Origin of the sequence: Micromonospora sp. NPDC051296, assembly GCF_040682255.1 — a bacterium.
Classification (GTDB): domain Bacteria; phylum Actinomycetota; class Actinomycetes; order Mycobacteriales; family Micromonosporaceae; genus Micromonospora; species Micromonospora craterilacus.
Window position 1 is genome coordinate 1 of the sequence record NZ_JBFBAO010000258.1, and the last position, 10,359, is coordinate 10,359.

The 10,359-nt window shown below is 69.3% G+C and carries 10 protein-coding genes; 2 read left to right on the forward strand and 8 right to left on the reverse strand.

Going from position 1 to position 10,359, the window contains the following annotated elements; all coding sequences use genetic code 11:
• The first annotated feature begins 279 nt into the window (after window positions 1–279).
• Entirely contained in the window at window positions 280–3,009 is a 2,730-nt protein-coding gene (locus tag AB0M52_RS23765) for a transcriptional regulator (RefSeq protein WP_363957538.1), read from the forward strand.
• Window positions 3,010–3,670: 661 nt separating this feature from the next.
• Window positions 3,671–4,027 carry a hypothetical protein gene (locus AB0M52_RS23770; protein WP_363957541.1) on the forward strand — a complete coding sequence of 119 codons (357 nt, stop codon included), beginning with the start codon at window positions 3,671–3,673 and terminating at the stop codon, window positions 4,025–4,027.
• 315 nt (window positions 4,028–4,342) lie between these two features.
• Here the strand turns inward: AB0M52_RS23770 and AB0M52_RS23775 are convergent, their stop codons facing one another.
• The 8 genes from AB0M52_RS23775 to AB0M52_RS23810 all read right to left on the reverse strand — a co-directional run.
• Window positions 4,343–5,368 (reverse strand): NlpC/P60 family protein, encoded by a 1,026-nt coding sequence (locus AB0M52_RS23775; RefSeq protein ID WP_363957544.1) that lies wholly within the window; start codon window positions 5,366–5,368, stop codon window positions 4,343–4,345.
• An 83-nt stretch (window positions 5,369–5,451) separates the two neighbouring features.
• Window positions 5,452–5,664, reverse strand: coding sequence for a hypothetical protein (locus tag AB0M52_RS23780; RefSeq protein WP_363957547.1), 213 nt, complete (start codon window positions 5,662–5,664; stop codon window positions 5,452–5,454).
• A 213-nt stretch (window positions 5,665–5,877) separates the two neighbouring features.
• Window positions 5,878–6,207: a hypothetical protein gene (locus AB0M52_RS23785; protein ID WP_363957550.1), complete on the reverse strand. Its 330-nt coding sequence runs from the start codon at window positions 6,205–6,207 to the stop codon at window positions 5,878–5,880.
• A 91-nt stretch (window positions 6,208–6,298) separates the two neighbouring features.
• The gene (locus tag AB0M52_RS23790) at window positions 6,299–6,733 is read right to left on the reverse strand and encodes a hypothetical protein (RefSeq protein WP_363957553.1); all 435 of its coding nucleotides are present in this window, start codon (window positions 6,731–6,733) and stop codon (window positions 6,299–6,301) included.
• Window positions 6,730–7,131: a hypothetical protein gene (locus AB0M52_RS23795; protein WP_363957556.1), complete on the reverse strand. Its 402-nt coding sequence runs from the start codon at window positions 7,129–7,131 to the stop codon at window positions 6,730–6,732. Before AB0M52_RS23795 ends, AB0M52_RS23790 begins: the two co-directional genes overlap by 4 nt.
• 127 nt (window positions 7,132–7,258) lie before the next feature.
• On the reverse strand, window positions 7,259–8,248 hold the full coding sequence (locus tag AB0M52_RS23800; protein ID WP_363957558.1) for a DUF932 domain-containing protein: 990 nt from the start codon (window positions 8,246–8,248) through the stop codon (window positions 7,259–7,261).
• A 78-nt stretch (window positions 8,249–8,326) separates the two neighbouring features.
• On the reverse strand, window positions 8,327–9,616 hold the full coding sequence (locus AB0M52_RS23805) for a helix-turn-helix domain-containing protein (protein ID WP_363957561.1): 1,290 nt from the start codon (window positions 9,614–9,616) through the stop codon (window positions 8,327–8,329).
• Window positions 9,617–9,786: 170 nt separating this feature from the next.
• A partial coding sequence (locus AB0M52_RS23810; RefSeq protein ID WP_363957564.1) for a hypothetical protein occupies window positions 9,787–10,359 on the reverse strand: 573 nt, incomplete at its 5' end.

Genomic DNA, 10,359 nt, shown 5'->3' on the forward strand with positions numbered 1-10,359 from the left:
TGCCGGCCGCCGATGAGGACGGGGATGCGGGCTCCGGATCGGCCGATGGTGGCCGCGATCGCGGTGGGCGAGCTCAGGTCGATCGACAGCTGTGGCCCCCCGGTGGACATGCCCGGCAGTGTCACCCGGCGGTGTGGGGAACCGTCAACCACGTACGTCCGATAGTCATCCTTTGTGCGCGGATGGTGAGAATCCTTTTCGATGGGATGGTCATTCGCGTGGAGTGTCGTGTATGCGGGACAGGTCACAGGGCTACCCGTCGGGGAAGGTTCGCGCGCCATGTCGGACAAGTCCACGCAGACCAACCGCCTTGCCGACTACGGCACCCGCGCCACCGTCTACACCCCGCCGGAAGTCCCACCGACACCACCGCGACGGGCCTTGCGGTTCATTCGCGGTGCGGTTGCCGCGGTGGTCTACCTGGCCGGGGTGCCCGCGTTGTTGTGGCTTGTTGGGGGTAATCCGCTGCGGCGGCTACCGACCTGGCCACAGATCACCATGTGGTTCGACCAGTTCCAGGGGCGCTTCACGATCGACGTCCTCACCGGCCTCGTCGTATGGGCGCTCTGGCTGCTCTGGGCGGCATTCGCCCTCCTGCTGCTCGCCGAGCTGGTCGCCGCGGTGACACGGTGGCGGATCCCCGCCCTGCGGCTGCCGGCACCACTGCACCGCCTGGTGTTCGGTCTGGCCGGCACCGCAGCCCTCGCGGTCACCTCCAGCACCCACCTTCCCGGCATCGGTGGCGACCGGTCACCCGTCGCGGTCACCTCGACCGGCAGCGTCGAGGCCGTACCGCAGCAAGCTGCCGCCCGGGGACCCGCGATCATCCTCGTCGCCGACACCCGCTACGTCTACACCGTCGAGCGCCACGACACCCTGTCGAAGATCGCCACCGCCTGGCTCGGGGACACCGGCCGATGGCCGGAAATCTGCAACCTGAACAAACACCGCCACTTCCCGAAAGTCGGCGGCACCCTGCGCGACTGCGACCTCATCTACCCCGGCTGGGAACTGCGCCTCCCCGCCGACGCGACCCCACCCGCCGACGCCACACCGGCCCCACCACGCCCCCGCCGACCCGCCGAACCGACACCTGGCCCCGCCGTACCGCCCACACCCACGTCACCTGGGCCCGACGGGAAGGATGGCGTGGTCGAGTCGTCGGCCACCCCGACGACACCGGATGCGGTCCCGCCACCGACCACCCCAGTCGTGCCGACGCCATCCGCCGGCTCGTCGTTCCGCAGTGACAGCCCCAAACTGACGCCGGAAGGGGCCGCGCCGTCAGCCGATCGCGATGGCGTCCACCTGCCCAACGGCAGCTACGTACCGTGGGCGCTGGCCGCTGCGATCAGTGCCGCCGCCGCAATGGCGTGGCTGCAACGCCGCCGCCGCTTCTATCCCCGACATGACGGGGCCGCAGGTGACGGGCCGCTCGTGCTTCCGCAGCCGGTAGCCGAGGTCCACCGGCGCGTCGTACGCAACCGGGACCTCCCGGCCGCCGAAGACCTAGCCGAACGCGCCGGCGCCGTCCCCGACCTCCCACTGCTGCCACCCGGCGGGGTCGGTCTCATCGGCGACGGCGCACACGCCGCTGCTCGCGCCGCACTGGTCACCATGCTCGCCTCCGGCGGACCCCGCGAGCCGAACCGTCGCGGCGAAGTCGTCATCGACCACGCCACCCTCACCACCCTGACCGGCCTCGACCCGGCCGCGCTCACGCCATGGCCACGCCTACACGTCGCCGACGACCTCGACCACGCCCTGAGCATCCTCGACGCGATGCTGCTGCACCGCACCCGCATCCTCGACGAACACAGCCTCACCGACCTCGGCGACCTACGCCACCGCGCACCGGACGAGGAGGCGCTCCCGCCGCTGCTGCTGATCAGCCCCACACCAGCACCGGACATCCTCCACCGCGTGCAGGCCACCCTCGGTGCCGGTTCGCATCTGGACATCACCGCGCTGCTGCTCGGCACCTGGCCACCCGGCCCCACCATCACCGTCACCACCGACGGCCACGCCCGGAATCCCGCAGGCCCCGCAACGCTGTCACTCAGCGAGCGCGTCGCCGTGCTCGACACGGCCGACGCGGTCGCGTTCCTGACCACACTGCGCGAGGCACACACCGGCGAAACACCCACCATCACCTCACCAGCCACACCGGCTACGCCCGTTCCGCTCCACGCCAGCCGGACCCAGCCGGAGGCAGCCGGCGAACCACAATCGGTCACCGCGCAGCCGGCACCTGATTCCACCACCGTCAAGGCGCAGCTACGGGTGCTCGGACCGCCGCGCATCGACAACATCACCCAACCTGGCCGGCCGCTACGAGCCAAAGCCCTGGAACTGGCGGTGTACCTCGCCGTGCACCCGGACGGCGCCGCCACCCGGGAGATCGGCGAATACCTCGAACCCGACGCCCGCATCAGCCAAGCCGACCAACGCGTGCACACCAACACCTCCAACCTGCGGCACGTGCTCGGCCGCGCCGGCACCGCCGACACGAAGAACGCCTACGTCATCAACGTCGCCGGACGGTACCGCCTCGACCCGGCGACCGTGGACATCGACGTGTGGACCCTCCGTGACCTGATGCGCAATGCGGCCATCGCCACCGAGCCCCGCCGGCGGGAACTACTCACCGCCGCATGCGACCTCTACACCGCACCCCTAGCGGAAGGTCAGGACTACGAGTGGCTGCAGCCGCACCGCGAGACAGCCCGCCGCTGGGGCACCGAAGCTCACCTGCTGCTCGCCGACGACCTGCTCGACAACGACCCGAACGCCGCATCCGACCTCCTCGACAAGGCCATCGGCCTGGACCGCTACAACGAGGCCCTCTACACCAAGGCGATGCACGCCCGGCACGCCCTCGGCGACGCCGACGGCATCCGCACTTTGCTGCGCGCCCTGACCAAAGCCCTCGCCGACATCGACGCCGAACCACAGGACGACACGATCACGCTGGCCACACAACTCCGCACGGTGCTGGACGAGAAGTAGCCGCCATCGCCGCCGGGTCCTGCTGGCCTCGTGCCCGCCTTCTTGGGCTTGGCCACGGTTCGCAGGCCGTCGATGCCTCCCACTGATGGCGGCGCAACGAGGGTGGCTTCACGCGAACGACCCTCTGCGGTAACAGAGGGTCGTTCTGTCCGAGAAGTGGCCTAGCCAACACTCTTGGCTCACATCCCGTTACTTCCAACGACGTCGGTCCTGCTTCGGTTGCGCGAGTCGCACTGAGGCAAGCGCCCGGGATGCATGAGTAAGTTACCAAGCGGTCGCTTAAAATACCTCGATCAGAGTCGATTGAGGTTGGCGCTTCTTGCCTGCTGGTGGTGTTGCTCACGCGACGTCTTGGCCTCGGTTGCAGCGGTGCGGAAATCGAAATCCATCAAGTGAGTAGAACTGAACCTGTGGAATTTTCACCGTGACTCTCTGTGTCGAAATCGGATCCTCTAGGTCCGTTTTGGCGCTGAACGTCGACGGACAACGCAACTCTCTGTCAGATCAAATGTCGCACAGCCCGTGACCTTGAAAAAGAACCGTCGTTAGGGAGGCTGACGCAGCTCGTCGCGCCTGCTCGGCGGTAACCGGCAGGCGCCCTCCCAGTCGGGCTGTTTCAAGGTCCGAGGAAGCCTCCCAGGAGGCTCACCAACATCCGTCAATGGAGCCGATGGTGCCCAAGAACACCACGAGCCGGCGAACGCCGGCAAAGCCCTTCTCTGCTTCAGGGTCCAGCCGCAGCAGCTCGCGGCGCGTCCCACGGCAGGCTGAGCCAGTCGATGATGAGCGCACAAGCAACGAACGTTATCTACTGACACAGCGGGACCTGCTGATCCTCATGATCACGCTGATCGTCGGCCTGCTTGCAGCCATCGTCACCGGCCTGACCACGGCAATTCAGGCCGGGCCGACCCTCGGGATCGGCCCCAGCGTCGCTCTGGGGGTAGCAGGGGGCATCGTCACCCTTGTTCTGACCGGACTGGTGGTAGCCAACAGGCTTCACAAGCTCGTGCGATAGAAGTCGCTGACTGCGCCCTGCCCTGTTACCGCTGGGCAGGGCCTTGGTCTGCCCTCACACCCGAGGTGTCCGGGGGCGGGTAGCCGTTCCCGAGCCTCGCCGAATCCGCACCTCGGCGGCACCGGCTGGCGCCGAATCGGGCGTGCTGGCCATTCCTCGACGGCCCCGACACGGCATTGAAGTCCATCGACGACATGCCGGACTGCGACTTTCCCGTCCCGTCGCCATGGGCCGATGAGAGTCGGACGAAGTCGGACTCGGGCCAGACGAAGCCAGACGTCAGTCGGGTGGTCGCTGAGGGCGCAGGCCCACAACTCAGCTCGATGAGACGACGCGGCGAATCGTGGCGACCTGCTTCGACCAGCTTGCGAATTGGGTGATCTTGACTACATCGCCGGTTGCCGGAGCGTGGATGATGAGACCTTTGCCGAGGTACATGCCGACGTGGCGTGGGTTGGTCATGGTGCCTTGGCTGCCGGGGATGAGGATGAGGTCGCCGGGCAGCAGCAGCGCCGAGTCGGTCACGAGTTGTCCGGCACGGGATTGGTCGGTGGTGATGCGGGGGATGGTGATGCCGGCTGTCTGGTAGGCCGCTTGCATGAGGGATGAGCAGTCGCATTGCTTGTTGGGGTCGCCGGAGTGTGGGTCGGTGCAGGATCCGCCGAAGTGGTACGGGGTGCCGAGCTGGTTGACGGCCCAAGCGATGGCCGTGGCTACGGCGGGTGGGGTGTCGGCGGGTAGTGCGAAGCCGTCCGGGAGGGCGGTGGGCGCGTCGGTGGTGCAGTCGGTGAGGGTGCCGGTCAGTTGCTCGACCAGATGTAGGGCGTCGTCGGTCCATTTCGTGTACGCGTCGGGGAAGGCGGAGACCTGGACTGCCTGGGCGGCTTGGGTGAGGGGCATCGACTCCCAGCCGGGGACGGTCCGCAGCTTGTCGAAGAACTTTCCGGCCTGGTAAGCGGGGTCGGACAGTTGCTCGATAGTGCCCCAGCCTTGGCTGGGGCGTTGCTGGAACACGCCGACGGAGTCGTGGTCGTTGCGGTCGCCGAGGTGGGGCAGATTCCGCAGGCCGGATTCCTGAATAGCGGTGGCGACGGCGATGACCCAGCCCCAGCGGGGTACGCCATTGGCGACACCGACGTCGATGATGACCGCGGCGATGTCGAGCTGCTCGGCGTCCCATCCGCCGACACCGGGTGGCTGCCCGGTAGGGCGTAGCGCGGGCGCGGCGACGACGCCGCACCCGCCGGGGCCGCCCCCGGTCACGGCCGACATCAGGAGCATGGGCAGGCCGAGGCAGGCGACGATGACGACGGTGACGACTCCGATGATGACCTTGGTCATGAAGATTGCCCTTCGGTGAAGACGAAAAGGGCCGGTCCGCGCGCGGGCGCGCGGCCGGCAGAGGGTGGCCCGGTGCTGCGGGATTACCAGCGATGGATGAGCCGCAGCAGTCTGGCGTGGGTCCCGCGGAGCAGACCGGCGATCACGTTTGCGGCCTCGACCAGGGGGTGGTCGATGGGGAGCGGCGTGGCAAAGCGCCAGTCCCAGTGGCCGGGTTCCAGGCCGGGCACGAACCAGAGGGTGCCGTGGTAGTTGAGGAACAGGGCACCGCTGATCTGTGGGGCGAGCAGGGTCATCGGTTGGCTCGCGCAGGTGGCCAGGCAGCGGCAGCCCGGTTCGTGTAGGCGAAGCGGGGCTGGCCGTGGTGGGTCGGGCAGTGGCAGTGGCAGTCGCTGTCGTAGGCGCTGCGGTTGGTGCGATACATCGCTGTCTCCTCGGGTCCTGAAGTCGTGAAGCACGAAAAGGGCCGGTGGGCCGCCCACGTGGGCGGCCCACCTTGGAGGTCGGGGTCAGGTGGTGGAGGTGTGGAGCACGTGGGCTGCTTGGCGGAGCAGATGCGCGATAAGCCGGCTGGCGTCGTAGAAGTCGTGCCGGCTGTCGACTTCTCCGGCGTATGTCCAGTCCCATGTGCCGTTGGTCATGGCGGGTACGTGCCACAGGTCGCCGCTCTGGTCGAGGAAGAGGGCGCAGTCCCACGGGTCGGCGAGGAGGGTGAGGGGTTGGGTGGCGCAGGTGATGGTGCAGGCGCAGTCGGGGTCGTTGTAGGTGGTGCGGGGCTGCTGGTGGTGGACGAGGCAGCGGCAGTCGCAGAGTCGCCGCCACGGCTGGATGTAGGCCATCGGGATCCTCTCGAGTCGTGGACAGGCGTACGCCTCGGCTGCCGCCGTCGGTGCGGTGGCGTCCGAGGCGTACGCGGTGGGCAGGCTGGTGTCAGGGCGGCGGCGCGATGGTGGTGCCGCCGGGGCCCAGGAGGGTGTTGTTCTGGATCTGGCGGGTTTCCTCGGCGGTGAGCAGGTAGGCCGGCAGCCGCGGTACGCCTTCGCACCGGGCGCGGTAGAGGCGGTGTACCCCGTCGATGAGTAGCGGGGCGGGCGACTGCCCGGTGATGGTGAGTTGGGCGACGATCAGGGGTGTGGCCAGGTCGGTGGTCATGGCATAGGCCCGGTCGAGGCCGGTGCTGGCCGGGCCGATGACGCTGACCGTGTGCGGGTCGTCGAGCCGGGTCAGGCCATACGCGGTCGCCCAGGTCGCGACATCGAGTGCTCGGGTGTCGCGGGGCGCCGTCGCGATCAGCGCCTGCGCGGCGTCGATGGAGAACACCCACGGCCCGAAGTGGAACCACTGCCCCGGTCCAGGCCCGGTCACTGCCCGCCCCTGTTCTTGGCGACGCGGCGGTAGATCGCGACGCACCGCAGGATCAGTTCGTGTGACGGCAGGGTCAGCAACCGTTGCCGCTTGTCGCCGCGAAGCCGGTCCCAGATCAGGACCGTGACCGAGGCGGACCACACGTCCACGATCACACCGTCGATCTTGAGGTGCTGCCGTTCGGCCACGATCCGCCGCAGCGTGTCGATGAGGGTGGCGTCGCCGGGCGGGTGGTTGGCGTCGTCGGGCCGTTGCGCTTCGGGGAGCAGGGTGTAGCAGTCCTCGCATGTGTAGTCCCTGCGCGGTGGATCCTCGGTCTCCCACCGGTCGACGTCGGCGGCGGGCAGCCCGCATACCGCCTGCCGCAAGTCGCGGGGGTGGCGGATATGGCTGCTCATCGGCGGCCCGCCCGGTCCGTTCCGCACGTCGCCGTGCGCTGTGCCATGGGATGTGTCCCTTCGTGAACAGCGGCGGGGCAGCGGCCCGGGATGGCCGCTGCCCCGGCAGGAGTGGACGAGTGGGTGGTCAGACTTTGAGCAGGTTGAAGGCGGCGATCTTCAGGTCGCCGACGTTGCCGGTGAGGACCCGGTTGGCGCGGGCGGTGGTGTTCTTGGCGGGCTGGTAGTGGTCGAGGTATTCGGTGATGGCCTGGTATCCGGCCCACCTGCTGCCGGTGATGGCCTTCTGGGTGTCGGCCTCGCGGACCAGGTACTTGAGGGTGCCGAGGCGTTGTTTGGCGTTGTTGCGGGTCTGTTCGGAAGCGTTGTCCTTGACCGGCCACACCTGGCGGGCGACCTGCTCGAACTCGCGTATGGCCATCTCGGTGTGGAGCATCCGCTCGGCGGCCTTCTCGAAGGTCTCCATGTACTTCCACATCAGTCCGAGGGCTTCGCGGGCCTGGCTGATCTGGGAGTTGACGTTCGAGGTGTGCCGGAACGTGTAGTGCCCCACCGAGTGCGCGAACGCGGCCCGTTGGGTGTTCGCGCACACCACCCGGATCGGGCTGGCGTCCACCCGCAGCGCGGCGGTGCCGTCGTGGGAGGTGGTGCCGATCAGGTACAGGTCGAGGCGGTCGACCCCGGCGATCTCCATCGCCGTGGGCAGTTTCATCGTGACGAACACGCTTTTGCCGCGGCGGAGGCTGCCGGCGGTTTCGAAGTGCGCGCCGCCCACCTGGTCGACGAGGCGGTCGAGCATCTCGGCGCACTGTTCGTTCTGCACCACGGTGTAGTCGGTGCCGACGATGCCCAGATATTCGGTGGCGCCGGTGATGGGGTTGCGGCGTACGGTCATCCGCTTGTCGTCGGCGGGGATCTGCACCTCGACGCCGTTTACGAGGTCGATGCCGACGGTGCGGATGGTGCGGACGCCCCAGTCGCCGAGGCGGGCGGCGGCCATGATTTCTTCGGCGTGCATGGTGTCCTGGGTGACGGTGCCGAGTTGGTGCCAGGCCGACAGGCGGGCGGACGCGAAGGCGGTCGTTCCGTCGGTGAAGGTTTCCAGTTCGTGCGGCACGGGTTTGTCCTCTCGACATGGCTGCGGGGCCGAGCGCACGGCTCGGCCCCGCAGCGGGGGATGGGGGATTGGCGTGGGTCAGGACTGCTCGGTGCTGCCCGCGTCGGTCTCGGCGGCGGTGCCGTTGTCGGCCGGCGCCGGGTGGGCGAAGGTCAGCGGGGTGTCGGAGACCAAGAGGATGCGGCCGGCGGCGGCGGCCTTCGTCAGGTTGTTGCGCACCGCGCCGTTGCTGACCGCCCGGTTGAGCTGCGCGGTGAGCGCGGTGGCGATGTCCTGCGGGGTCATCTCCTTGCCGGGGTTGGCGGCCAGGTAGTCCAAGGTCAGGCGCTCCAACTCGCCCCGACCGAACGGCTGGCTGCCGTCGGCGTTGACGGACCCGTCACCGCTGAGGCGGGCCACGGGGCGGGCGGTGCTCGCCGCGCGGGGGGTGGCGCGGGTGGGCAGGGTGACGACGTGGGTCTCACCGTCCGGTCCGACTATGTGCAGCGAGCCGTCCTGACGGATCAGCGGCTGCACCGCCGCCGTGGCAGCCGGCGCGGTCGCCAGGCCGCGAATGACCTGCAGGCAGAGCGGGCAGCGGGGCGGCTCCGGGTTCGGGTCGACCTCGCTGGCCTTGGTCGGGCCCGGGATCCACCGCTGCGGCTGGCCGGGTAGCCGGCGGGCCGCATCGGCCTGCTCCATCGCGGTGAGCAGTCGAGTCGCGGTGGCGTGCCCGATGCCGCTCTCGGCCACGATCACGTCCAATGTGGCACCGTCGTCGGCGTGGTCGGCCAGTACGCCCTTGATGGCCATGACCTTGCGGTCACCCGGCCGTGCCGGCTGCACCACGGCAACCGGCTGGGCCGCATCCTCCGTGGCGTCGTACTCGCCCGTGTCCTCGTCGCCGCCGTCGCCCTTCGCGTCGCCGGCTCCGTCGTCCAGGTCGGTCGACTCATCCGCGTCGCCGTCCTGCTCGGCAGTGTCGGCGTCCAGGGCGGTGCCTTCGGTGTGGCGGCTCTCGTCGTCCTGGTCGGGCTCGCCGTTCCCGTCGCCGTCGATCGGCTCGCCGTCCGGGTTCGGGTTGGCGTGGTCGGAGGTGTCCGTGCTGGCGGTGTGCTCGTCACCGGGGCCGGCGGTGTCGTGTGGCGCCGCGTCGGTGGCCTCGCCGGGGGTGGCCAGGGTCCAGCGGGTGGGCGCTCCCTCGTCCGGGTCGGCGTCGGTGTCCACCGGCACGATCCGTCCGGCCTCGGCCAGGGTCTTGAGCGCCTTGTCGGTGGTCGATCGGGCCTTGCCGGACTTGTCGGCCAGCTCGTGGACGGTGCCCTCACCGAGGTCGGTGAGGGCGTTGAGGACGGCCTGCGTGGCAGGCGTCAGGGACTGGTGGTCCATCAGGGTTCCCTCCTTGGAAGGGGTTGGTGGGCGCCTGGCACCGGGTGGTGCCGGGCGGTGGTGCGACGGGTCGCGGGCAGCAGCCAGCGCGGCAGGCGCGCAACGCGCTGCCGTGCGGTGCTGTGCGATGGCGGCCTGGCGGCTTCAGACGGCGTGCTGCCGTACGGGACTCAGCGGCCGGTGTCGTCGGCGCTGCGGAGGGTGTAGAGGCGGTTGTCGGTGGGGTCGCGGTAGATGCCGGCGTCGGTGTGGGACAGCCGTAGCGGGTTGACGCTGCCGGGCGGGCGCAGCCTTGCGTCGGATGTGCCGACCTGTATGAGGGTGGGGCGTCCGGCGAGGCTCTCGCGGCGGCAGTAGTCGGTGTGTGGCAGGACGACGGGGACGGTGTCGCCGGGGTTGACGTAGCGCCGCCGCACCACCTGCCCGAGGTGGGCTTGCGCGTAGGAGGTGCGGGCGGTGTCGGCGATGAGGGCGTCGATCCGGTCGCGGGCCTGCCGGTACTCGCCGGCCAGGTCGGTGATCGTCTTCACGTTGCCGCTGACGGTCGTGGCGGGACCGGTGATGTCGTCGGCGTTGATGAGTAGGGTCCGGAGCCGGTCGACCGCGAGTAGCAGCTCGGTGCGTAGGTGCCGCAGGGTGTCGGCGGCTTCCGCGCCGACCTTGTCGACCACCTCGGTGAAGGTCATCGGCTCGTCGTGCTCCCCCATCGGCGCCTTGGTCGACGGGGTGAAGATCGGCTCGGG

Excerpts from the sequence above, each read along its gene's own strand:
- AB0M52_RS23765 (WP_363957538.1), top strand. The coding sequence starts at position 280 with ATGTCGGACAAGTCCACGCAGACCAACCGCCTTGCCGACTACGGCACC.
- AB0M52_RS23770 (WP_363957541.1), top strand. The coding sequence starts at position 3,671 with ATGGAGCCGATGGTGCCCAAGAACACCACGAGCCGGCGAACGCCGGCA.
- AB0M52_RS23775 (WP_363957544.1), bottom strand. The coding sequence starts at position 5,368 with ATGACCAAGGTCATCATCGGAGTCGTCACCGTCGTCATCGTCGCCTGC.
- AB0M52_RS23780 (WP_363957547.1), bottom strand. The coding sequence starts at position 5,664 with ATGACCCTGCTCGCCCCACAGATCAGCGGTGCCCTGTTCCTCAACTAC.
- AB0M52_RS23785 (WP_363957550.1), bottom strand. The coding sequence starts at position 6,207 with ATGGCCTACATCCAGCCGTGGCGGCGACTCTGCGACTGCCGCTGCCTC.
- AB0M52_RS23795 (WP_363957556.1), bottom strand. The coding sequence starts at position 7,131 with ATGAGCAGCCATATCCGCCACCCCCGCGACTTGCGGCAGGCGGTATGC.
- AB0M52_RS23805 (WP_363957561.1), bottom strand. The coding sequence starts at position 9,616 with ATGGACCACCAGTCCCTGACGCCTGCCACGCAGGCCGTCCTCAACGCC.